The sequence below is a fragment of the Streptomyces sp. NPDC018833 genome (assembly GCF_044390825.1).
GTDB lineage: Bacteria > Actinomycetota > Actinomycetes > Streptomycetales > Streptomycetaceae > Streptomyces.
In genome coordinates this window covers 231,743-254,540 of the sequence record NZ_JBIRZM010000006.1, presented here as the reverse complement: position 1 = coordinate 254,540, position 22,798 = coordinate 231,743, and the positions used below count along the sequence as shown (strand labels likewise).

At 72.1% G+C, this 22,798-nt stretch carries 22 protein-coding genes, 1 pseudogene and 1 riboswitch; of the genes and pseudogenes, 10 read left to right on the top strand and 13 right to left on the bottom strand.

The window, feature by feature from the left end:
• Window positions 1-144 precede the first annotated feature (144 nt).
• Entirely contained in the window at window positions 145-777 is a 633-nt protein-coding gene (locus tag ACH5AF_RS15305) for a sulfite oxidase-like oxidoreductase (protein ID WP_398902129.1), read from the top strand.
• Window positions 778-812: 35 nt separating this feature from the next.
• Here ACH5AF_RS15305 and ACH5AF_RS15300 read toward each other — a convergent pair whose 3' ends face one another.
• The 6 genes from ACH5AF_RS15300 to thiO all read right to left on the bottom strand — a co-directional run bounded on the left by ACH5AF_RS15300 (window position 813) and on the right by thiO (window position 7,023).
• Window positions 813-1,367, bottom strand: a complete 555-nt coding sequence (locus ACH5AF_RS15300; protein ID WP_398902128.1) for a DUF4396 domain-containing protein — start codon at window positions 1,365-1,367, stop codon at window positions 813-815.
• An 83-nt stretch (window positions 1,368-1,450) separates the two neighbouring features.
• Window positions 1,451-2,329 carry a deoxyribonuclease IV gene (locus ACH5AF_RS15295; protein WP_398902284.1) on the bottom strand — a complete coding sequence of 293 codons (879 nt, stop codon included), beginning with the start codon at window positions 2,327-2,329 and terminating at the stop codon, window positions 1,451-1,453.
• A 5-nt stretch (window positions 2,330-2,334) separates the two neighbouring features.
• On the bottom strand, window positions 2,335-4,269 hold the full coding sequence (gene pknB / locus ACH5AF_RS15290; RefSeq protein WP_398902127.1) for a Stk1 family PASTA domain-containing Ser/Thr kinase: 1,935 nt from the start codon (window positions 4,267-4,269) through the stop codon (window positions 2,335-2,337).
• 572 nt (window positions 4,270-4,841) lie between these two features.
• Window positions 4,842-5,636 carry a thiazole synthase gene (locus tag ACH5AF_RS15285; RefSeq protein WP_398902126.1) on the bottom strand — a complete coding sequence of 265 codons (795 nt, stop codon included), beginning with the start codon at window positions 5,634-5,636 and terminating at the stop codon, window positions 4,842-4,844.
• Window positions 5,637-5,641: 5 nt separating this feature from the next.
• A complete protein-coding gene (gene thiS, locus ACH5AF_RS15280; protein ID WP_398902125.1) occupies window positions 5,642-5,842 on the bottom strand; it encodes a sulfur carrier protein ThiS in 201 nt (66 codons plus the stop codon).
• Window positions 5,839-7,023, bottom strand: a complete 1,185-nt coding sequence (gene thiO / locus ACH5AF_RS15275; protein ID WP_398902124.1) for a glycine oxidase ThiO — start codon at window positions 7,021-7,023, stop codon at window positions 5,839-5,841. Before thiO ends, thiS begins: the two co-directional genes overlap by 4 nt.
• Window positions 7,021-7,133, bottom strand: a riboswitch (TPP riboswitch). It overlaps the preceding gene by 3 nt.
• 84 nt (window positions 7,134-7,217) lie before the next feature.
• Between thiO and ACH5AF_RS15270 the strand changes: the two genes are divergently transcribed.
• The 6 genes from ACH5AF_RS15270 (at window position 7,218) to ACH5AF_RS15245 (ending at window position 11,995) form a co-directional block, all read left to right on the top strand.
• A complete protein-coding gene (locus ACH5AF_RS15270; protein WP_398902123.1) occupies window positions 7,218-7,577 on the top strand; it encodes a hypothetical protein in 360 nt (119 codons plus the stop codon).
• 72 nt (window positions 7,578-7,649) lie between these two features.
• A complete protein-coding gene (locus tag ACH5AF_RS15265) occupies window positions 7,650-8,825 on the top strand; it encodes an NAD(P)/FAD-dependent oxidoreductase (RefSeq protein ID WP_398902283.1) in 1,176 nt (391 codons plus the stop codon).
• 44 nt (window positions 8,826-8,869) lie between these two features.
• Window positions 8,870-9,235, top strand: a complete 366-nt coding sequence (locus tag ACH5AF_RS15260; RefSeq protein WP_177152789.1) for an Rv2175c family DNA-binding protein — start codon at window positions 8,870-8,872, stop codon at window positions 9,233-9,235.
• Between the two features lie 103 nt (window positions 9,236-9,338).
• A complete protein-coding gene (gene thiE, locus ACH5AF_RS15255; protein ID WP_398902122.1) occupies window positions 9,339-9,989 on the top strand; it encodes a thiamine phosphate synthase in 651 nt (216 codons plus the stop codon).
• Between the two features lie 146 nt (window positions 9,990-10,135).
• Window positions 10,136-11,053 carry a methylenetetrahydrofolate reductase [NAD(P)H] gene (metF, locus tag ACH5AF_RS15250; RefSeq protein ID WP_398902121.1) on the top strand — a complete coding sequence of 306 codons (918 nt, stop codon included), beginning with the start codon at window positions 10,136-10,138 and terminating at the stop codon, window positions 11,051-11,053.
• A 51-nt stretch (window positions 11,054-11,104) separates the two neighbouring features.
• Window positions 11,105-11,995, top strand: a complete 891-nt coding sequence (locus tag ACH5AF_RS15245; protein ID WP_398902120.1) for a hypothetical protein — start codon at window positions 11,105-11,107, stop codon at window positions 11,993-11,995.
• Between the two features lie 243 nt (window positions 11,996-12,238).
• On the opposite strand, the gene ACH5AF_RS15240 is transcribed toward ACH5AF_RS15245, so the two are convergent.
• The 7 genes and pseudogenes from ACH5AF_RS15240 to ACH5AF_RS15210 form a co-directional block, all read right to left on the bottom strand.
• Complete coding sequence (locus ACH5AF_RS15240) at window positions 12,239-13,735, bottom strand: phytoene desaturase family protein (protein WP_398902119.1); 1,497 nt, start codon at window positions 13,733-13,735, stop codon at window positions 12,239-12,241.
• A gap of 10 nt (window positions 13,736-13,745) precedes the next feature.
• Complete coding sequence (locus ACH5AF_RS15235) at window positions 13,746-14,393, bottom strand: DUF4126 domain-containing protein (RefSeq protein ID WP_398902282.1); 648 nt, start codon at window positions 14,391-14,393, stop codon at window positions 13,746-13,748.
• A 364-nt stretch (window positions 14,394-14,757) separates the two neighbouring features.
• Window positions 14,758-15,372: a TetR/AcrR family transcriptional regulator gene (locus ACH5AF_RS15230; protein WP_398902118.1), complete on the bottom strand. Its 615-nt coding sequence runs from the start codon at window positions 15,370-15,372 to the stop codon at window positions 14,758-14,760.
• A 28-nt stretch (window positions 15,373-15,400) separates the two neighbouring features.
• Entirely contained in the window at window positions 15,401-17,488 is a 2,088-nt protein-coding gene (locus tag ACH5AF_RS15225; RefSeq protein ID WP_398902117.1) for a YhgE/Pip family protein, read from the bottom strand.
• On the bottom strand, window positions 17,460-18,455 hold the full coding sequence (locus tag ACH5AF_RS15220) for an ATP-binding cassette domain-containing protein (RefSeq protein WP_398902281.1): 996 nt from the start codon (window positions 18,453-18,455) through the stop codon (window positions 17,460-17,462). Before ACH5AF_RS15220 ends, ACH5AF_RS15225 begins: the two co-directional genes overlap by 29 nt.
• Window positions 18,456-18,515: 60 nt before the next feature.
• A pseudogene (locus ACH5AF_RS15215) lies at window positions 18,516-19,322 on the bottom strand (MASE1 domain-containing protein); the annotation flags it as partial.
• 1 nt (window position 19,323) lies between these two features.
• Window positions 19,324-20,253 (bottom strand): PP2C family protein-serine/threonine phosphatase, encoded by a 930-nt coding sequence (locus tag ACH5AF_RS15210; RefSeq protein WP_398902116.1) that lies wholly within the window; start codon window positions 20,251-20,253, stop codon window positions 19,324-19,326.
• Window positions 20,254-20,414: 161 nt separating this feature from the next.
• Here ACH5AF_RS15210 and ACH5AF_RS15205 point away from each other — a divergent pair, with 161 nt between their 5' ends.
• The 3 genes from ACH5AF_RS15205 to ACH5AF_RS15195 all read left to right on the top strand — a co-directional run bounded on the left by ACH5AF_RS15205 (window position 20,415) and on the right by ACH5AF_RS15195 (window position 22,501).
• Complete coding sequence (locus ACH5AF_RS15205; RefSeq protein WP_398902115.1) at window positions 20,415-20,984, top strand: SAV_6107 family HEPN domain-containing protein; 570 nt, start codon at window positions 20,415-20,417, stop codon at window positions 20,982-20,984.
• A gap of 79 nt (window positions 20,985-21,063) precedes the next feature.
• Complete coding sequence (locus ACH5AF_RS15200) at window positions 21,064-21,852, top strand: class I SAM-dependent methyltransferase (protein WP_398902114.1); 789 nt, start codon at window positions 21,064-21,066, stop codon at window positions 21,850-21,852.
• A 247-nt stretch (window positions 21,853-22,099) separates the two neighbouring features.
• A complete protein-coding gene (locus tag ACH5AF_RS15195; protein ID WP_398902113.1) occupies window positions 22,100-22,501 on the top strand; it encodes a DUF3040 domain-containing protein in 402 nt (133 codons plus the stop codon).
• The last annotated feature ends 297 nt before the right edge of the window (window positions 22,502-22,798 follow it).

Sequence of the window (22,798 nt, the reverse complement as noted above, 5' to 3'; positions counted from 1 at the left end):
TCCTTCCGCGCGTATGACTGGCAGGTGGGCGCATCCTTGCATCGCGGCGAAGGAGCGTCCAGTAAGTGCCTCCTTAGTAGGAGTTGCCCGAATCGGCCCAGACCTGGTCATGACCACCCCTCCCTGTCTGTCACCATGGAAGGCATGGGTCAGCCGGAGAGCCGGGAATACCGCGCACCAGAGGAGTCCGAGCTTCCGCCAGGACAGCGACTGCAGCGCGGCTGGCCGGTCACCCACTACGGTCCCGTCCCCAAGTTCAAGCCGGATCGCTGGGAGTTCAGGGTCTTCGGCGCCACTGCGGACGGCGACAAGCACTGCTGGAACCATGAGGAGTTCTCGGCGCTGCCGTTCTCGACCGTCGTCGGTGATCTGCACTGCGTCACGAAGTTCAGCATGCTGGCGGCCGAATGGGGTGGTGTGCCCGCCCGTACGGTCGTGGAGCTCGCGCCGCCGGCGCCCGCTGTCACCCATGTCATGGTCTGGGCCGAGTACGGCTTCAGCGCGAATCTGCGGCTGTCCGACTTCGTGGCCGAGCGCACGATCTTCGCCACCCACAAGGACGGCGAGCTGCTCACCGCCGAGCACGGTTTCCCGCTGCGGCTCGTGGTGCCGCATCTGTACGCCTGGAAGGGCCCCAAGTGGGTCCGGGGTGTCGAGTACATGACGGCCGACCGCCGCGGCTTCTGGGAGGAGCGCGGCTATCACAACGTCGGCGACCCCTGGAAGGAGCAGCGTTACTCCTACCAGGAGGAGCCGGGAGACGGCCCGGAGATCTGAAGCTCGGGGCCGTCTTGGGGGCTGGGGCGGCGGTGTCAGTGGTGGTACTGGTGGACCACCGCGTGGCCCTTGCCGCGGCCGATCATCCACTTGTTCACGGGAGTGGTGATCAGGAAGGCGACCAGGAAGGCGAAGGCGAGCGCGCCCCAGAACAGCCCGTCCGCGAGATGGGCGTCCATCGCGCCGGGCACCATCAGCAGGACGCCGTTGTCGACGATCTCCATGACGGTGATGGACAGCGTGTCGGCGGCGAGTGCCACGCCGATCGCGGCCTTCAGGCCCACTCCGGCGCGCAGGACCGCCCACAGGGTGAGCGAGTAGCCGAAGAGGAAGGCCAGGGCGATGGCCAGTGCCATGGTCGGGGCGTTGCCCCAGCCCAGCGCCGTACCGATGATCATGCCGAGGACCTCGCCGATGGCGCAGCCCGTGAGGCAGTGCAGGGTCGCCTTGGCCGCCATCGACCAGCCGACCTTGCCGCCGCCGTGGGCTTGGTGCCCGTGAGCGTGGCCATGGGCTGCGTGGTCGTGGCCCATGTGGTCGTGCGCCGTGTGGTCGTGCCCCGTGTGCTGTGCGTGCGCCTCGTGCTGCATGGCGATGCCCCCAACGTCAGGTAGCGGTTCCTGCCGACAGCAGCAACCGTATACCCCCTGGGGGTATTCCCTCAATGGGGGACTCAGCGAAGTTTCTTCAGCAGCGCGACATCCGCCGTATGCCCCTCCTTGCCGCCCGGCGTCTCGATGATCAGCGGCACGCCTTCGGTGGCGGGATGCGACATGAGCTCGCGGAATGGCTCCTCGCCGATGTGTCCCGCGCCAATGTTCGCGTGACGGTCCTTGTGTGCGCCCACCACATCCTTCGAATCATTGGCGTGGATCAGCTTCAGCCGCCCCGGCCCGACCGTCGCCACCAGCTCGTCCAGCGTCCGCGCCGCCCCTCCCGGCGCGGCGAGATCGTGGCCCGCCGCGAAGATGTGACAGGTGTCCAGGCAGACGCCGAGCTTGGGATGCGCGTCGAGCGCCTCGAAGTACGGCCCGAAGTCCCACGTCCGGTAGCAGAGCGACGAGCCCTGGCCGGCCGTGGACTCCAGCAGCAGATACGGGTCGTCCTCGTGGGTCAGCTCGTCCAGCAGCGGCAGCATCCGCTCCCGCACCTGCGCCAGGGCCACCTCACGGCTGCGGCCTCCCCCGTGGCCTGCGGCACGGGAGGTGCCCCCAGTCGCCGAACCCGTGTGCACGACGACACCCCGGGCACCGATCTGCCGTGCCCGGCGCAATGAGTGACGCAGCGAGATCACCGACTGCTCGACGGTGGCCTCCGTGTGCGAGCCGAAGTTGATCAGGTACGGAGCGTGCACCCAGGCCGACATCCCGTCCGCGGCGCACTCCGCCCGGAACTTCTCGTCCTGGGCGCGGTTTCCGGCGGGCGTGGCCCAGCCCCGCGGATTGGCGACGAAGACCTGGACGGCCTCGGCCTCCAGCTCCCGCGCGTAGGGCAGCCCGATCGTGGCGAGGCCGCCGGCCACGGGGATGTGGCCGCCGACGGGGTTACGTATCAGCACTAAAGTCCCTTGATCTTGATGGTGATCGTGCTGCCCTCCGGAGCTTCGCCGCCGCCCGCGACGGACTGGCTCTCGACCGTCTCGCCGAGGAACGGAAAGCTCTTCTCCACGTCCACCGCGAAGCCCGCCGCCTTCAGCTTCGCGGTGGCGTCGTCGACGTTGTCGCCCACCACATCAGGCACCTCGACCATCCGCGGGCCCTTGGACACCGTGAGCGTGACGGTGTCACCGGAGGCCAGCTTCGTGCCCTCGGGCGCCGACTGCCGGGCCACCGAGCCGGCCTCTTGGGGAGCGTTGATCCGCCGGGCGGCCACCTTCACCTTCAGACCGGCCTCTTCGAGCTCGGCGGTCGCGGCCGCCACGGCATCACCGGTGACGTCCGGAACCTCGATCGGCGCGCCCTTGCTGACCACCAGCGAGACCGCGCTGTCTGGGCTGCGGCTGCTGCCCGGCTCGGGATCGCTGCTGATCACCGCGCCCTGCGCGACGCTCTCGTCGAACTGCCTCGTCACCACGCCCGGCGCCAGCCCGGCCTTGCGCAGCGCGCGCTCCGCCTCGGCGAGCGGCTTGCCGACGAGCTGGGGGACCTTCACGATCCGCGGGCCGCGCGAGACGATCAGCGTCACCGATCCGTTGCCGCGGATGCGCTCGCCCGTGGCGGGGTCGCTGTTGATCACCGATCCCCGGGGGACGGTCTCGCTGAAGTCGTGGCGGACCTTCCTGACGTCCAGACCGGCCTGGCCGAGCTGTCGGCGCGCGTCCTTCTCCGACTTGCCGATGACGGCCGGGACACGGGTGAACTGGCCCGAGTTGATGTACCAGACGCCCGCGCCGACGCCGATCACCGCGATGACCGCGAGCACCAGGGCGAGCACACCGCGGCGGGCGAGCGGGCCCCGCGCGGCAGCGCGCCGCTGCGGCGGCTGCGGGACGGGCGGCGGCATCGTCAGCCGCGCGGTGTGGTGGACCTCGGCCTCTGGGGCGGGCGGCGTGCGGGGGATCACGTCCGTACGGTCGTCGTCATCCGCGGCGGACCTCACGGGGCCGTCTTCGGCCCGTGCCTGCGGCGGCATCACGTCCAGCTGCTCGTCACCGAGCGCGGCACGGGCCTCGCGGGCCTGCGCCAGGAGGGCCACGGCATCGTGCGGGCGGATGTCGGGATTGCGGGCGGTCGCGCTCGCCACGAGCTCGTCGAGCTCGACGGCGAGTCCGGGCACCAGCGCGGACGGAGCGGGGACGTCGTCGTTCAGATGCCGGTAGAGCACCTGGGCGGGGGTGTCGCCGGAATGCGGCTTCCCGCCGGTGAGCATCTCGTACAGCACGACACCGCACGCGTACACGTCGGCGCGGGTGTCGGCCGTGCCGTACTCGATCTGCTCGGGCGCGAGATACGAGACGGTGCCCAGCACGGTGCCGGAGGTGTTGGTGACCGAGCCGACCGCGCGTACGAGGCCGAAATCGGCGACCTTGACCCGACCGTCGTCCCCTATCAGCACGTTCTCCGGCTTCATGTCCCGGTGCACGAAACCCGCCCGGTGCGCGGCGCCGAGCGCGGCGAGCACGGGCTCCAGGATGTCGAGCGCGGCCCGAGGCTGGAGCGCGCCGCGCTCGCGCAGGACGTCGCGCAGGGTGCATCCGGCGACGTACTCCATCGCCAGGTACACGTACGCGCCCTCGGCGCCCTGGTCGAAGACCCCGACGACATTGGGGTGCGCCAGCCGGGCGACGGACTTGGCCTCGCGGATGAACCGCTCCACGAACGTCGCGTCGGCGGCGAGCCCGGGGTGCATCACCTTCAGGGCGAGCACCCGGTCGAGCCGAGTGTCGACGGCCCGGTAGACCGTGGCCATGCCGCCGACGGCGATACGCGCGTCGACGCGATAGCGGCCGTCGAGCACCTGCCCGACGAGGGGGTCTTTGAGGGTCGTGTCCACGGGCCGATTCTACGAGCCACGGGGAGCCGGCCTTACGGGCCGGGCCCGGGCTGCAGCGGAGCTGTGACAGGTGACGCGGGGGCGCGTCCCTGAGGGCTCCGCCCCGCACCTTTCCGTAAGCGGGGCTCCGCCTGCGCCCTGCGGGCGTGGGGCCCCAAATGGCTGCGGGCGTGGAGCCGCCCGTGGGCGCTCCCCGTGCGCCCTGCGGGGCGGTTCCCAGTGGGCAGGCCACGATCTCCCGCTTCGGCCTGGCGGCCGTGGGACGTGCCCCGGCGGGGCTGGAGGCGAGGAGCGAAATCAGCCGGGGCGGAGCCCGTTTCGGCGGACCCCGCGCCTGGAACGCCGGACGGGGCCGGATTTCCAGCCCGTCCGACGGACGCTCACCGGCCGTGGGGCGGGGGACCCGGCCAAGCCATGGGGGGAGTACACCCCCCCCTCAGGCGGTTCGGGGTCCGGCGCGGAGCCCAGCCCCCACGGCCGCCAGGCCGAAGGGAGGGCGGGGCGGGGAAACGGCCCCGCGCGGCGGCGCCCACCCGCGGCGGCCTCGACTCGCGGCGCCCCCACTCGCCTCCTCAGAACGCCGGGCGTTCCGGGTCCAGCGAGGCCCGTCCCTCCACCGGCGACGATGCCTCCGCGAAGTGGCGGCGCGGAATGCGGCCCGCCCGGTACGCCAGCCGCCCCGCCTCCACCGCGTGCCGCATCGCCTCGGCCATCAGCACCGGCTCCTGCGCCCGCGTCACCGCCGACGCCAGCATCACCGCCGCGCACCCCAGCTCCATCGCCAGCGCCGCGTCCGAGGCAGTGCCCGCGCCCGCGTCCAGGATCACCGGCACGCCGGCCTGTTCGACGATCAGCTGGAAGTTGTGCGGGTTGCGGATACCGAGACCGGATCCGATCGGCGAGCCCAGCGGCATGATCGCCGCGCAGCCCACGTCCTGGAGCTTGCGCGCCAGCACCGGGTCGTCGTTGGTGTACGGCAGGACCGTGAAGCCGTCGTCGACCAGCGTCTCGGCAGCCTCCAGCAGTTCCACCCCGTCGGGCAGCAGCGTGCGCTCGTCGGCGACGACCTCCAGCTTGATCCAGTCCGTGCCCAGCGCCTCCCGCGCGAGCCGTGCCGTCAACACGGCCTCGCCGGCGGTGAAGCAGCCGGCGGTGTTCGGCAGCACCTGGATGCCCAGCCGGGCCAGGACGGACAGGACGGACCCCCGCACTGTCGGATCGAGACGGCGCATGGCGACCGTGGTGAGCTCCGTGCCACTGGCGAGCAGCGACCGCTCCAGTACGTCGAGGCTCGGCGCCCCGCCCGTACCCATGATCAGCCGTGAGGCGAACGTGGTGCCGCCGATGGTGAGACGGTCGTCGGCCATGGTGCTCAGCCTCCCTGCACGGCGGTGAGGATCTCGACGCGGTCACCCTCGCCGAGCCGGGTGCCCGCCCACTGGCTGCGTGGGACGACGGACTCGTTGACGGCGGCTGCCACACCGGAGGGGGCCGTCGTCAACGCCGCCACCACGGCGTCCAGAGTGGTGCTGTCGGCAAGCTCGCGAGCCTCGCCGTTGACGGAGACGTTCATGCGGGCTGCCCCTGTCGTACCCGTACGCGTGCACCCGCGGGGGAGAACCGGCGGGGGCTGAACGCGCGGGCGGCGTCGGGCAGTTCGCCGGTGGTGAGCGCGGCGGCGAGCACCTCACCGGTCACCGGTGTGAGCAGGACCCCGTTGCGGTAGTGGCCGGTGGCCAGCAACAGCCCCGGCAGCTCCGTGAATCCCAGCATCGGCGCGTTGTCGGGGGAGCCGGGGCGCAGTCCGGCGCACGTCTCGGTGAGCGGCAGTTCGGTGATGCCGGGGACCAGCTCGTGCGCGTCGCGCAGCAGTTCGTAGACGCCGCCGGCGGTGACGGTCGTGTCCCAGCCCTGTTCCTCGCTGGTCGCGCCGACCACCAGTTCGCCGTTCTCGCGCGGCACCAGGTACACATGGCTGCCGCGCACCACCGCCCGCACCGTGCGGGACAGGAACGGCGCGTACGGGCCCGGCACCGTCAGTCGCAGTACCTGGCCCTTCACGGGCCGCACCGGAGGCAGGACGTCGTCCGGGACCCCGCCGAGCCGGCCGCTCAGGCTGCCGCCCGCCAGCACCACCTGGTCCGCGGCCAGCTCGGTGCCGTCGGCCAGCACCGCACCGGCGGCGCGGTCGTGCACGACGAGCAGCCGCTCCGCCCAGGTGCGGCGGAATTCGACACCGGCCCGCTCGCAGGCGACGACCAGGGCGGCGGCCAGCCGCCGTGGATCGACCTGGTGGTCCCCGTCGACACGCAGGCCCCCGCGGACGCCCGGCGCGAGCAGGGGCTCCAGCCGGCGGCATTCGCGGCCGGTCAGCCACTCGGATTCCAGGCCCGAACGGCGTTGCAGGGCGTGCAGTTCCCGCAGGTGGGCGCGGTCGTCGGCATCAAGTGCGACGGCGAGGGTGCCGCACGCGCGGTAGCCCACGGACCGCCCGCTCGCCTCCTCGAGTTCGGCGGCGAATGCCGGGTAGCGCCGGGCCGATTCGAGGTTGAGGCCGAGCAGCGTCTGCTCGCCGTAGTGGAGTTCGGTGACGGCGGCCAGCATGCCGGCCGCGACCCGCGCGGCCCCGCCGCCGGGCTCGGGATCGGCGACGGCGACGCGCAGTCCGCGCTGCGCCGTGCGCCAGGCCGTGACCAGGCCGATGATTCCGCCCCCGACGACGAGGACGTCGGGGGCGTCTGGTGTACGAGACATGGGCGTCCAGCCCCTCCCTTCGCCGGCATGACCCGGATCAGGTTCGTACGGTCGGAGGCCGGCCAGCCTCCCTCTCAGCCCGGTGCGTCCGGGCTCCCGCGAGTGCCTTACGGTGGCCACCCTAACCCCACGCCCAGGCGCGCAGTAAGGGAGCCGCCGTCCCCCCGGCGCAGGGGGCGCAGGAGGTGACCGCGGTGGTGAGATCGCTCGACGGGCTGGTGCTGGCGCCGGTCGCCGACCAGGCCCCCGGCCAGGTGGGTACCAGCACCCGGTTTCTGTACCACGAGGAGGACGGGCGGATCTGGGCCGAGTACGAAGGCGGTGACGTGGTCCGCGGCCACCTCGTGGGCACCCGCGAGGGAGATCGGCTGGACTTCCGCTATGTGCAGCTGAAGACGGACGGCGGGACCTCCTGCGGCCACTGCCGGTCCGTCGTCGTCGAACTGCCCGACGGCCGGGTGCGGCTGGAGGAGACCTGGGAGTGGGAGTCGCAAGAGGGCAGTGGGACCAGTGTGGTCGAGCAACTGCTCCCTGACGGTTCGTCAGGAGCTTAGGGTGGCCGGGTGAGCGAGCAGAGACAGCACCAGGAGCGGGACGGGCGGCGGGTCGTCGTGGTCGGTGCCGGGATGGCCGGCGTGCAGACCGCGGTAGCCCTGCGCGAACAGGGCTTCACCGGAGCGGTCACCCTCATCGGCGCCGAACCGCACCAGCCGTACGACCGGCCGCCGCTTTCCAAGGCGATCCTCCTCGGCACGGCCGAGGGCTCGGCCTTCGACATCGACTTCGACGCGCTCGAGGTCGACCTGCGGCTCGGCTGCGAGGTGACCGGCGTACGCCCGGGGGCGCACGAGGTGGACACCGAGGCCGGCCCCGTTTCCTACGACGCGCTCGTCCTCGCCACCGGGGCCGAACCCGTCACCCTGCCCGGAACGACGGGCATCCCGGGCGTCCATCTGCTGCGTACGCTCGACGACGCGGACCGGCTGCGGCCCGTGCTCGCGCGGCAGCACGACATCGTGGTCGTCGGAGCGGGCTGGATCGGCGCGGAATTCGCGACCGCCGCGCGCGAGGCCGGCTGCGCGGTGACCGTCGTCGAGGCCGCCGACCGGCCGCTGGCCGGGTCCATGCCCGCCGAGGTCGCGGCGCCCATGGCCGCCTGGTACGCCGAGGCGGGCGCCGAGCTGCTCACGGGCGCCCGCGTGGCCGCCGTCGAGCCGGGCGCGGTCGTGCTGGCGGGATCGGGGCGCAGGCTCGCGGCCGGCGCCGTCGTCGTCGGCATCGGGGCCCGGCCCGCGACCGCCGCGCTCGCCGGCAGCGGCATCGAGCTCGGCCCGGACGGCGCCGTCGTCGCCGACCGCCATCTGCACACCTCCGCACCCGATGTGTACGCCGTGGGCGACTGCGCCTCCTACCCCTCCGGCCGTTACGGCGAGCGGCTGCTCGTCCACCACTGGGACAACGCCCTCCAGGGGCCGCGCACGGTCGCCGCCAACATCCTGGGCACCGGCCCCGAGCCGCAGGTGTACGACCCCGTGCCCTACTTCTGGTCGGAGCAGTTCGGCCGCTTCGTGCAGTACGCGGGCCACCACCCGGCTGGCGACACGCTGCTGTGGCGGGGCGATCCGGCCACGGACCGGGCCTGGACGGTGCTGTGGCTGCGCGAGGGCGTGCTCGTCGCCCTGCTCGCCGTCGACCGGCCGCGTGACCTGGCCCAGGGCCGCCGGCTCGTGGCGGCCGGCGCACGCCTTGACGCCGACCGTGCCGCCGACCCGTCCGTCCCCCTGAAGGGCGCGACGGCGTAGGCGTCGGCTACCGACTGTCAGTCACAGATGGCAGGCTTGTTCCTGTGACCGAGATTGACGCAAAAATCGATGCTCTCGTCCCCGCCTGGCTCCACCTGCCCGACATCGCGGAAATGCTCGATGTCGAGGTGACGCGCGTGCGGCAGCTGGTCAAGGAGGGCCAGCTGATCGCCGTCCGCCGCGGTGAGAACAGGACGCTGCAGGTGCCTGCCGCCTTCATCGACGGCAACAAGGTGGTCAAGGGCCTCTCCGGGACCCTGACGCTCCTGCGGGACGACGGCTTCACCGACGAAGAAATGCTGGAGTGGCTGTTCACTCCGGACCCGACCCTGCCGGGCACCCCGGCACAGGCGCTGAGCGAGAATCGCGGCACGGAGGTGAAGCGCCGGGCGCAGGCGCTCGCCGTCTGACATCCGTGCCCTGATCCATCGCAGCGCGCGGTGCGGGCGGGAGCCGCACGGCCCCGGCCCGCACCACGCGGTGCCCCTCACCCATCCCTCGGGGGGAAGCACCATGTCCACGGCTCGCGAACAGCTCGGCGACGCCCGGCTCTATCTGTGCACCGACGCCCGGAAGAGCCAGGGTGACCTGGCCGAATTCCTGGACGCGGCGCTCGCCGGCGGGGTCGACATCGTCCAGCTGCGCGACAAGGGCATGGAGGCCGGCGAGGAGCTGGAGCACCTCCAGGTCTTCGCCGACGCCTGCCGGCGCCACGGCAAGCTCCTGGCCGTCAACGACCGGGCGGACGTGGCTCATGCCATCGGCTCGGACGTGCTGCATCTGGGGCAGGGCGACCTGCCCGTCCCGGCCGCGCGGGCCGTCCTCGGCGGCGAGGTGCTCATCGGCCGCTCGACACATGCGGAGGCCGAGGTCGACGCGGCCGCCGCCGAGCCCGGCGTCGACTACTTCTGTACCGGCCCCTGCTGGCCCACCCCGACCAAGCCCGGCCGCTTCGCCCCGGGGCTGGGCCTGGTGCGCTATGCGGCCGCGCTCGCGAGCGACCGCCCCTGGTTCGCGATCGGCGGCATCGACGCGACCAATCTGGAGGAGGTGCTGGACGCGGGAGCCCGCAGGGTCGTCGTCGTACGGGCGATCACGGAGGCCGGCGATCCGGCCGCGGCCGCCGCCGATCTCGCGAAGCGGATCAGGGATCGCAGCGTCTGACCAGACCGGCGGAGGTGCCGGCGCGAGTGCGCCGGCCGACCTCGGGTGTCTCACATGTGTCCAAGGCGTGGACAGGAGACAGGCAAAAGGCAACAAATTCCCCTGATCTGGTTGGGTGACCCGCCCGGCCTGGCTAACCTGCCCGTATGGCCCTCGGCACTGCTTCCACCAGGACGGATCGCGCACGCACCGTGCGCGACATGCTCGCGACAGGCGAGACGACGTATTCCTTCGAGTTCTTGTCGCCCAGGAGTGACAAGGGTGAGCGGAACCTCTGGAACGCGCTGCGCAGGGTCGAGGCCGTCGCGCCCGCCTTCGTCTCCGTCACCTACGGCGCCGGTGGCTCCACCCGTGCCGGCACCGTGAAGGCCACCCAGAAGATCGCCGCCGACTCCACGCTCACGCCGGTCGCCCACCTCACCGCCGTCGGCCACTCGATCGCCGAACTGCGCAATATGATCGGCCAGTTCGCCGACGCCGGCATCCGCAACGTCCTCGCGCTGCGCGGCGACCCGCCGGGCGACCCGATGGGCGAGTGGGTCAGGCACCCGGACGGCGTGGACTACGCCGCGGACCTGGTCAGGCTGATCAAGGAGTCCGGCGACTTCTGCGTCGGCGTCGCCGCCTTCCCCGAGATGCACCCCCGCTCAATCGACTGGGACTCGGACATCCGGCACTTCGCGGACAAGTGCCGGGCGGGCGCCGACTACGCGATCACGCAGATGTTCTTCGAGCCCGAGAACTATTTCCGGCTCCGCGACCGCCTCCGGGCGGAGGGCTGCGAGACCCCGATCATCCCCGAGGTCATGCCCGTGACCAGCGTGAAGCAGCTGGAGAGGCTGCCGCAGCTGAGCAACGCGGTCTTCCCCGACGAACTCCGTAACCGGATCCTCGCGGTCAAGGACGATCCGGCCGCTGTACGCTCCATTGGCATCGAGTTCGCGACGGAGTTCTGCGCGAGGCTGCTTGCCGAGGATGTTCCGGGACTGCACTTCATCACGCTCAACAACTCCACTGCGACGCTCGAAATTCACGAGAATCTCGGACTGCACCAGCAGTCGTGACCGGCCGCACCCGCCAGTACCCTGGCCGTCGGCCGCAGGAGAGGGGCGGGCATGGGCTGGACGGTCCTCTACATCGCGTTCGGCATCGTCGCGCTGTGGCTGCTCGGTGAGGTGCTGCTGCAGTACAAGGCCCGGCTGCGCTGGCGCGTGCTCGCCTTCACCGGGTTCCTCGGTGTCGTCATGGGCGTGCTGCTGCCCTCCGTCGTGGTGATCGCGCTCGGCACCGCGGCGTTCGCCGTCGGACAGACCTACGTCACCCTCTCCTTCCGGCGCGGCTTCTCCACGGGCTGGGCGCTGGGCGGCAGCCCGGGGGTCAGCAGGCGCCGCAGGTCAGCCGCGCCCGCCGCCGAACGGGAGCCGACGCTGGAGGTCACGGACCTCTCCTACGAGTCCTACGAGCCGCCCGCGGACACGGAACAGCACGGCCCGCAATCCCCCGCGGTCTACGAGCCCCAGCCGCTGCCGGACGACACAGGCCAGTACGGCATCTACACCGACGACGCGTACGCGGCACCGCAGCACGCGTCGCGGCAGGCGCCGGACCAGGAGCAGAGCCAGGCCTACGCGCAGTACGGCGCCGACCACACCGGCTACGGCGCGTACGACGCCTACGGCGACTACGGGCAGCCGCAGCAGCCGGGCCCCGAGAGCCAGTACGCCTACGACGCAGGCCAGCAGCAGTACGCGGCATACGCGGACCCGTACGCCGGCGGCCAGCAGTACGCGGCTTCGTACGGGAGCTACGACGCCTACGGCGGCCAGCAGCAGTACGCCGACCCGTACGCGCAGCAGTACGGCGACACCCCGCCGGGCGGTGTGTGGGCCCCCCAGGTCCCCCAGCAGCGCGACGGCGACCAGTACCCGCCGATGCCCCAGGAAGAGCCGACGCCGTACGGCTACGACACGGGAGCGGGCCACACCGAGCAGCAGTACCGCTACTGAGGCGGCCAAGTCCGCCGGAGGGGCTTCGCAGGAGCCGCGGGGGGCACGCTGTGAAGGCCCGCGGCGGCGAGGACCTGCCGTGGGGGGACGTGCCGTGAGGACCGGTCGGCGGGACACGCTACGAGGACTGCCGTGGGGGACACGCTGTGAGGGCGGGTCGCCGGGACAGCTGTGAGGACCGGTCGGCGGGACGGCGCTGAGGCCGGTCGAGGCAGCCTCAGGCCGTTCCCGCCGCCCGCGCCCTCACTGCGAGCCGCGGAACTCCGCCCCCTCCACGATCAGCCCCGCCACCAGCGCCCCCGACATCCCCGCATGCGCGAGACCGCCGCCCGGATGCGCCCAGCCGCCCGCGACGTACAGACCGGACAGGCCGCCGGCGTTGGACACGGGCAGGAAGGCGCCGGACGCCCCCGCGAGCGCCGGGGCCGGGACCCGGCCCGTGCCCGTGTCGCGGCGGGTGTCCTCGGGGCTGCGTATCTCGCGCCACAGGATCCGCTCGTACAGACCCGGCACCGCCGCCTGCGCCGCCTCCATCATCCGGTCCGCGGCCCACTCGGCGGTGTCCGGCCAGGACTGCCCGCCGTGCACGTCGCTCGCCACCGTGGAGACCAGCGTGACCGTCTCGTGTTCGTCGTCCGGCCGCAGCAGCGCGTCGTCGGGGCGCAACACCGTCACCGTCGGCCGGCGGGCGGCGTCCCCGGCGTGGATCGCGTCCCACTCGTCCACGGGGTCCGCCGCGTGCACCACGGTGCGGTGCACGGCATCCGCACTCCGGCCGCCCCGCAGGGCGAGATGCACCGTCAGCCGCCCCGTCCGCACCTTCGGCTGCCAGCGCGGCCACTCGTCCCGGCGGCTCGGCCCCCCGATGTGCTCCTCGAAGAGGGACGGCAGCAGGGCGCCGCAGACCACCACGTCGGCCTCGACGGGGCCGTCCTGCGCCAGATCCAGGCCCGACGCCCGGCCGTCCTTCTCCCGCACACCCGTCACGTCGGCCCCGAAGACGAACTCCACCTTCCGGGCCAGGCAGCGCTCGTACACCGCGTCCGCGAGCGCGCGCAGGCCGCCCTTCACGTACCACGAGCCGAAGGTCTGCTCCATGTACGGCAGGACGGCGGCGGACGCGGGCGCGGTGCGCGGGTCCAGCCCGTACGCCACGGCATGGCTGTTCAGCAGCGCCGCGAGGCGAGGGTCGCGCAGCTCCCGCTCGCCGATCTCGCGGAGCGTGCGGGCCGGGCGACGGAACACGCCCTGCCGCAGCGCCGGATAGGTGTCCTTGGACAGGGGCGAGCGGTCGGCGGGCAGCGGCTCCTCCAGGAGCGGCCGCCGCGAACGCTCCCAGGTCTCGCGGGCCCGCCCGAGGAAGTCGCCCCAGCGCTCACCCGCACCGGAACCGAGCGCCGCATCGAGCGCCGAGACGATTCCGGAACGCGAGGCGTTCGGCAGGGACACGTCCGTGCCGTCGGGGAAGACGTGCCGGCTCGCCGGGTCCACCTGGACCAGCTCGACGCACCGCTCCAGCGGCTCCTTGCCCGTCTTGACGAACACATCGCGCCAGACGGCGGGCAGATGGAGCAGACCGGGGCCGGTGTCGAAGGCGAAACCGTCGCGCTCGAAGCGGCCCACCGAACCGCCGTGGGTCGCCGAACGCTCGTACACCGTCACCCGGTGGCCCGCCGTGGCCAGCCGGGCAGCAGCCGCCATGGCGCCCATCCCGGCGCCGATCACCGCAATTCGTGCCATGCGGCTGACTTTATCGACCGCCGCCGACATTCACTCCTGTGGCCTGTGGCCTGTGGACAACACCCGTGGCCGTCAGGCGCTTGCGCCGCCTGCGCTCCTTGCTGCGCTGCGCCCTGCGCCGCAGGAAGCGGCGGATCCTCGTCGCCAGGAAGGCCACCGTGGCGATGCCGAGCACGAGCAGTGTCCCCGCCACGACCGCGGCGGCGACCGGATGGAGGACGGCGAACGTGATGATCCCCGCGACCCCGAGGTCCTCGGCGAGGCTCATTCCGACGTTGCTGAACGGCTCCGGCGATGTGTTGGTCGCCATCCGCGTCCCGGCCTTGACGAGATGGCTCAGCAGCGCCGTGGAACCGCCGACCGCGCCCCCCGGGAACTCCGGCAGCGACCCGCTCCCGCCGGGCGGCAGCGCGGCCATGACCGTGCCGGACCACGGTGTGCACGAGTCCCATATCGAGTCGACGAACGGGATCTTGTCCGCCACCGCCTCGCACGGGAAGAGCACGCCCGCAGCGACGAGCACGTCGGTGCGCTGCGGTGCCTCGGGTACCTCGTCGCTCAGTCCGGTCGCGCCGACGACGCCGAACAGCAGGACCACCGCATACGCGTTGATCCCGCCGGCCCAACCGCTGGTGAAGACGAGGGGGAGTACGGACACGGACGCGATCGTCACCAGCCCCCGGCCGCGCGGGGTGGCGTTGAGCACACACCGCTGAGTATCCGTACCTAGGTGCCGAGATGAGTACGCGGGCGGATGGGTTCCCACCTGCGCAGACGGAAGAGTGGAGGCCACGGAAGGGGCGCGGCGCCGGCACCGACGACACGGGGCTTCGGAACGGCGCGGCACCCCTGCCGGAACGGGGAGGACGCCGGAGAGCCCACGACCACGGGGGACCACGGGGGACGGGCTCTCCGGACACGGGGGAACGGGGAAACGGGGCGACCACGGGGGAATCGGGGGACGGGGGAGGAACGGGGAAAACGGGGGACACACGCGAGGGCCCGGGCCCGGGCCCTCGCGTTCAGTCGCGCCGTCCGCTCACCCGCCCGTGCAGCAGCAGCGACAGCGCCCCGTGCACATCGTCCAGCGACCGCTCCCGCTGGAACGCCTGCCAGTCCAGCGCCGCCACCAGCACCATCCCGACCAGGGCGGCGGCGGTGAGCGGGACGTCGATCTCCTCGCTCAGCTCGCCCGCGTCGACGCCCTCCCGCAGGACCCTCTCCACGACGGCCACCGCCTCCTGCCGGACGACGAGCAGCGTCGACTGCCAGGCACGGTTGGTGCGCCACAGTTCGGCGACGTACAGCTGGGTGAAGGCCGGATACCGGTCGATGAACACCAGGCCGGCCCTGATCATCGCGTCCAGCGCCTCGACCTTGGTGCCGCCGCGCTCGGCCGTCTCGTCCGCCGCCCGCTGCAACGAGGAGGTCAGCAGGCCGACGCCGAAGCGGAGCAGCTCCTCGAAGAGCTCGGTCTTGCTCTTGAAGTTGTAGTACACCGTGCCCTTGGCGACACCGGCCCTCTCGGCGATCTCGTCCACCGTGGTGGCGGAGAAGCCCTGTTCGGCGATGAGGGTCACCGCGGCCTCGTAGAGCTTGGCACGCGTGGTCCGGCGTCTGGTGCTGCTGCTGTCCATGGCGTCGATTCTCACAGGTCGCACCCCGTCACAGACTCAGCTCGGGGTGCAGCCGGTCGAGTGTCCACACCTGCTTGCGCCGGGCGGAGACCGCGGTGAGCGCGAGGGCGCCCGCGGTGAAGGCCGCGAGCACGACGCTCGCCTCCCAGACCGGTGCGACGTCCCCGCCCGTGATGAGCCTGCGCAGCGCCTCCACGACGTGGGTCATCGGCAGGAAGGGGTGGACGGCGTTGAAGAACGCCGGGCTCGTCTGGACCGGGTACGTACCGCCCGCGCTGGTCAGCTGAAGCATCAGCACCGCGAGGACGAGAATCCGGCCGGCCGCGCCGAAGCGGGCGTTGAGCCACTGGATGATCGCGGCGAAGCAGCAGGTGACCAGAGCCAGGAAGGCGACGGTGCCCGCGGCCTGGGCCGCCTCGAGTCCAAGGCCCCAGTGCAGAACGGACATGAGCGCGGCCACCTGGAGCAGACCGATCGCGGCCACCGGCAGCCAGCCGGCCAGCGCGATCCGCCAGGCGGATGCGCCGGCGGCGAGCGCACGCCGGTTCAGCGGCTGGATGATCATGTAGGCGACCATCGAACCGACCCAGAGGGACAGCGGAATGAAGTAAGGGGCGAAGCCGGTGCCGTAGTTGGGCGCCTTGTGCAGGGACTGGGCGGCCAGCTGGACGGGGTCGGCCATGACCTCCGTACGCCGGTCCCGGTCCTTCTTGTCGTAGTCCGGGATCTTGGAGACGCCGTCGTTCAGTCCGCCGGCCAGTTCCTTGGAGCCGCCGGACAGCTGGAACAGACCGCTGTCCAGATCGCCCGCGCCCTTCTTCAGCCTGCCGACGCCCGCGTCGAGGTCCGTGGAACCGGTCTTCGCGGTGGTCAGGCCGGTGTGCAGCTTGTCGGCGCCGCGGGCGACCTTGTGCGCGCCGGTGTTGAGCTCGTTGATCTTGCCGACGACGTACTCCAGATCCTCGTCCAGCCGCGGTGAGCGCTTGGCGAGCTCGTCCGCCTGCTTCTCCAGCTTCTTGAGGTGGCCGGTCATGGCCTTCAGATCGCCGTTGTTGTCGGCGACGAGTGCGCTGACGTCGTCGGCGATGGCCGCCACATCGGCCGCGGCGACCTTGGCGCGCTTGAGGGCCGGGCAGAAGTCGGGATCCGGAAGCACGTTCTCCTCGCAGCGCGTGCGGTGCATCTCGTTCAACTCGTCGGCCGACGCGTGGGCGAGCCGGGCCTTCGCCGGGGCGTTCTTCGCCAGGAGGTCCAGGTTGTGGCGCACCAAGCGCGAGGAGTCCGCCACCAGCCGGGCCGTGTCGCCGATCGTCCTGCCGTTGTCCTTGAGGTAGGGACGGACGTCGGCGGCGATGCCGTTGACCTTGTCGGCGAGCACCTGGGTCCCGTCGGCCACCTGCCGGGAACCGGTCTCCAGCTCACCGGCCCCCTTGTGCAGTTTGCTGATCCCGCCGACCAGTTTCCCGCTGCCGTCCTTGGCGTCCCCCAGCCCGTCCGCGAGGTCCTGCGACCCCTTCTTGGCCTTTCCGACGCCGTCCTTGAGCTTGTCGGCGCCCTTGGCCGCCTTCTCGGTGGCGTCGTGGATGTCGGAGAACGAGATGAAGATGCGGTCGAGGAAGCCCTGCGAGGCGTCCGTCGACGCGGCCGTACGCACCTCGGAGAACACCGTCCGGGAGATCTGCCCGACGATGTAGTTGTTGGCGTCGTTCGTACGGACCCGGAGCGCGCCCGTCTCCGGGGAGTCGCCCGAACTGGAGGCGATGCGTTCGCTGAAGTCCTTCGGCATGGTCAGCGACAGGTAGTACGTGCCCTCCTCGACGCCCTTGCGCGCCTCGGCGTCGCTCACCTCGTGCCACTCGAAGACCTTGCTGTCGCGCAGGCCCTCGGCTATCTCGTCACCCGCGCTGATCTTCTTGCCGGCGGCCGTGGCGCCCCTGTCGTCGTTGACGAGGGCGACGGGAATCCTGTCGAGCCTGCTGTACGGGTCCCAGAAGGACCACAGGTACAGCGCTCCGTACAGCAGCGGCAGCAGCAGTACCGCGACGAGCGCGGCGCGTGGCAGCTTTCCCCTGCCGAAGCGCCTCAGTTCAAGCGCGGCCAGTTTCGGCGAGCGCATCGGCCGCCCCCTCCTCGGTGGTGTCCTTGTGGTTGCTCTGCTCGGCGTCTCGGCCGGTGGGCCCGGCCTGGCCGGCGCGCTCGTCCGCATCGGCCTGCTCGTCCGCATCGGCCGGGTGGTCCGGTTCGGCCTGGTCGGCGTGCTCCGGGGCCTGTGCTGCCCGGACCTCTTCCGTGCCGTCCGTGCCGTCGGTGCCTGTGTCATCGGCGTCAAGGGCGTCATCGGCCGCACCGGAGAAGTGGGCGGTGTCCGCGGGGGTCCCGGCCGGTGCCTGCTCCGTCGTGTGCACGACGGTCGCGCCCTCGGGAGCCTGGCTGCACACCGCCAGCACAGTCGTGCCGCCCGCGGCGATCGCGCGAAGCAGCGCCCAGGCCTCGTCGCGGTCGGCGTCGGAGAGCTTCAGTTCCGTGTCGTCGACGGCGAGCAGCCGCGGGCCGCCGATCAGGGCGAGCGCCACGGACAGGCGCAGCTCCTCCAGCCGCTCCAGGTCGCGTACCGGCGTCCGCTCCCGTTTGGGCAACGTGGCCAGGTCGAGCCCGGCGACCTCGAGCGCGCCGTCGATCCGGGCGCGCGCCTCGGCGGCGCGCTCGGTGCGGGGCCGCAGCAGCGCGCGCAGGGAGCCGTCGAAGCGCCGTTGCAGCAGCGCGCGTTCCCGAAGATGCTCGGCCACGGTCAGGGCCGGATCGAGATCGCTGACGCCCGGCACGGGCCCGAGCGCGCTGATCCGGCGCACGGCGGCCATTTTGCGCGGCAGTTGCAGCGCCGCGACCTCGGCGTGGCCCTCGGACACGCGCATCCGGCCGGTGAGCGCGAGCAACAGACAGGTACGCCCGGACCCCGAAGGCCCCTCGATCGCGACGAGCGAACCCGGCTCGGCCGTCAGGTCGACTGAGCGGAAGGCCCAGCCGCGCGGCCCCTTGAGTCCCAAGCCCTTGGCGACCACGGCCGCCCCGTGCGGGCTCTCCACGGCCCCCACCCCCTGATTCCGCACCGCAACCCATTCTTTGAACTGACTGGTCAGTACAGAAAGTATCATGTGGGCCGAGGAGGCCGACAGGTCCTGACCGGCGAACGGCCCGCTCTCCCGGGACGCGGCGAGGATCGCCAGGATCGACACCCCCAGCGCACACGACGCGGCACCGGCGAGGCGGAATCGGAACGCCGCCCAGATCAGGCATGGGAAGACCAGGAACAGCAGGGCCGGATTGCCCGTCCGGGTCGCCAGAAGCGTCGCGAAGAGCGTGCCGAGCAGCAGAGCGGCCGCCTCGATCCAGCGGGCGGGCCGGATCTCCGGTCGTCGGGCCCCGCGCAGGGCGAGCAGGAATGGCGTGACCACAAGGACGCCCATCGCGTCACCGGTCCACCACACCGACCAGGTCGGCCACAAGTCGCGCGGGTCCAGGGCCCCGGACCACACCAGCACCCCGCTGCCGATCGTCGAACTGATCAGCATCCCGGCGAGTGCCCCGAGAAAGACAAGGGTCAGCACGTCGCGCAGCCGGTCGAGCCCGGCGTGGAACCCTGCTTGCCGCAGCAGAAGATACGCGCAGAGGGGAGCCAGAGTGTTGCCCGCGGCGATGGCCAGCACCGCGGGAACGGACGGCCCGAGAGTGACGTTGACGAGGAACGCCCCGAGCGCGATGCCCGGCCAGGCGGGCGGCCCCAGCGTGATCAGCGCGGCCAGTGCGACGCCCGTGGGCGGCCACAGCGGCGTGACCTGGCCGCGTACCAGCTGCTGGAGCAGCCCGAGGCGCGCGGCTCCGTAGTAGAGCACGCAGACCGCCACGACACGCAGAGCAGCAGGCCCCCAGCGGCCGAGTTCAGCAGGGCGCATCTCAGCAGTCTGCGTCGTGGCCGGACCCTCGGCCACTCCGGCACCCCGGCCACTCCGGGCGGCGCCGTACGGCTACGGCCCCTCTGCCTGAAGTCCTTCCAGGAAGCAGCTCTTCCGGGCCGTCGTAGCGGACGACGAGCACGGCAGCGTCGTCACGGTGCCCCGTCAGGTCGGCCACCTTCATGACCGCGGATGCCAGCACGTCCGGATCGGCGTCGAACCCTGCCCGCACGAGCCGGGCGACCTCCGCCAGACCGGACTCCATGGGGTAGCCGGGGCCCTCCACCACGCCGTCGGTGAGCAGGACGAGGACACCCGCCTCCATCAGACGCCGGTGCGTCATCGGATACGCCTCGCCCGCGAGGACGCCCAGCGGCGGGCCGCCGTCGTCGAGAGCGACCCCGTAGCGGCCGCCGGCGGTGGCCCAGACCATCGGCACATGACCGGCCCGGGAGACCGTCAGATCACGGTGGACCGGATCGAAGCGCAGGAAGCAACAGGTGGCGAAGAGGCCGCACCCCATGGCGATCAGCAGGTCGTTGGCGCGGCTCAGCACCTCTCTGGTGTCGCTCGTCGCCTCGGCGATGGCCCGCAGGCTGGTACGGACCTGGCCCATGAAGGCGATGGCCTCCACGTCGTGCCCCTGTACGTCGCCGATCGCGAAGCCCAGCGATCCGTCGTTCATGACGAAGGCGTCGTACCAGTCGCCGCCTACGTCCAGACCGTCCTGCGACGGTGTGTACCGGGCCGCGATGTGCAGGCCGGGCAATTCGGGCAGGGCGGGCGGGAGCATGTGGCGCTGCAGGGCCATGGCCAGCTCGATCCGGGCCCGGTGGAATCTGATCCGCTCCAGGGCCTGATCCACGAGCTGCCCGAGCGTGACCAGGAGCTGGTGTGCATCGTCGGGCGGGTCGGGGTGATGTCCGCGCATGACTGCTCCGAGTCTCCCAGCGCACTCCTCACCCCACCCTAGCGGCCACCCGGGCAGCTCTCTATGGGGGAAAACAGCAGGTCAGAGGGGATTGTCAGTGGCTCCCCCCACGATGGACACATACGGCCACAGTGCCGTCACACGACGACAGGAGGCTCGTCATGGCCAGCCACTCCGCAGCTGCCGCGTCCCGGCGCCGCGCCACCGGCCCTGCCCCCTCACTGACCGGTCCCGCCCACGACGTCCACCCCGTCCTGCGACGGGCCTCGGCGCCACCCGCCGCCCTTGACCTGCTCGCCCAGGCGCGGGCCGGTCTGGAGGAGGCCGCCGCTCTGGAACTGCCGAACGAGCGCTACGCCACGGCCCATCTCGCCGCGCTGCGCACCGCCGCCGCCGTGCTCGCCGCACGTGGTCGTCCCGAGACCGACCCCCGGCGTCGCCGGCGCATACGCAGTGCCTGGGAGGTCCTGCCCGAGATAGCACCGGAACTCGCCGAGTGGAGCGTGCTCTTCGCCTCGGGCGCCGAGCGCCGGGCGCGTGCCGAGGCGGGCATCCGGGGCGCGGCCACCACCCGTGACGCCGACGACCTGCTCCGCGACGCCGCGATGTTCCTCCGCCTCGTCGAGCGGCTGCTCGTACTGCAGCCGGTGCTGCCCCAGCCGAGGGGCGAGCATCCGCCTCGGACGCCCCATGCGGGCGGGTCCGGTCGGGAGGAGGACGCCGTGTCATGAGACACGAAGCGATGCGCGACGGTGAAGGCAATAGGGTGGACGGCGTCTCACCAGCACATCGCCCGAGGAGCCAACTGCCGTGCCGGACCCTTCCCCTGCCTCCGGTGGGGAGACCCCACCGCGACCCTCCCGTGCCTCGCTCCGCACCGCGGTGGTCTGGGAAGTCCTCAAGGACGCCCTCGACCGCCGGATCAAGGCGGCCGGTGTCGACTTCCTGGACGTCCTCGACACCGGTGGTGGCACCGGTAAGTTCGCCGTGCCCGCCGCCCGCCTGGGTCACCGCGTCACCGTCGTCGACCCCAGCCCCAACGCCCTGTTCGCCCTGGAGCGCCGGGCCGCTGAGGCCGGTGTCGCCGACCGCGTGCGGGGCGTCCAGGGGGATATCCACGGCGTGTTCGACGTCGTCGACCGAGGCAGCTTCGACGCGGTGCTGTGCCACGGGGTCCTGGAGTACGTGGACGACCCGGCCGAGGGTGTGCGCAATGCGGTGGACGCGCTGCGTCCGGGCGGCGCGATCAGCCTGCTCGCCGCCGGGCTCGGCGGCGCGGTCCTGGCCCGGGCGCTGGCCGGTCACTTCACCGAGGCCCGTCAGGCGCTGGCCGACCCCGACGGGCGCTGGGGGGCGGGCGACCCGGTGCCGCGCCGGTTCACCGCGGACCAGCTCACCGAGCTGGTCGCCGGGGCCGGAGCGGAGGTCTTGGCCGTCCACGGCGTGCGGATCTTCGCCGACCTCGTTCCCGGCGTCCTCGTCGACACCGAGCCGGGCGCCCTGGAGGCACTGCTGAAGCTGGAAGAGGCGGCCGCCGAACTCGCCGCCTTCCATTCCGTCGCCACCCAGCTGCACGTACTGGGTGAGAAGCGGGGCTGATCAGGGGCGCAACCGCAGATGGAGTACGCCACAGGCCCCCCGATCGTGGCCTGCGCCCCGTATGATCGGGGGACACCGTCCGGCATGACGGATCGGAGGATGGGGAATCAACGCCTCAGTGACTTCGATCGGGCATGGCGGCCCGGACTGGTTTGGCGAGAGGGCGGGTTTCACGGGGGCGAATCCCTGCCTATCCTGAAAGGGCCGCATACCGGTCGCCCCCGCGACCGACGACGAGGAGGACTCCGTGCCGCTCTCGGAGCACGAGCAGCGAATGCTCGAGCAGATGGAGCGAGCGCTGTACGCCGAAGATCCCAAGTTCGCGACAGCGCTCGAGGGAAGCGGGCTGCGTACATACACCCGGCGACGGGTCTACCAGGCAGTGGCAGGCTTCCTGGTGGGTATCGCGCTCCTCATGGCCGGAATGGTCGCGCAGCAGATCTGGGTCAGCGTCGTGGGCTTCCTCGTGATGCTCGGCTGCGCGGTCCTCGCGGTCACCGGGTGGCGCAAGGCGCCGAAGCCGGGCGAGCAGCAGGCCGCCGGATCCGGAGGCTCGGCCGGGCGTCGCCAGTCCCATCCACGAAGGTCGATGATGGACCGGATCGAACAGCGGTGGCAGCGCCGCCGGGACGAGCAACAGGGCCAGTGACCGGCGACCGTGCGCGCGAGCGCGCGGGCCGGACGTGCACATACGGGTGAGGGGCGACGCTCGAAGCGTCGCCCCTCACCCGTATGTGCACGTCAGCACCCCCGGCGCCGATCTCCCAGGCCAGGCCCGGGGGCCGTCGGCCCCCGGCCCCGGCAGGCCGCGTCCAGGATCCGGCGTCCCTCAGGTGGACCTGCGCCCAGGGCCTCGGTGCCTGGGGCGACTTGCGCCGAGGGCCCGTGGTCCCTCGGGGGACCCGCGTCCGGGGCGGGCCGCCGCTCGGGCGGGCCATATGGCTTC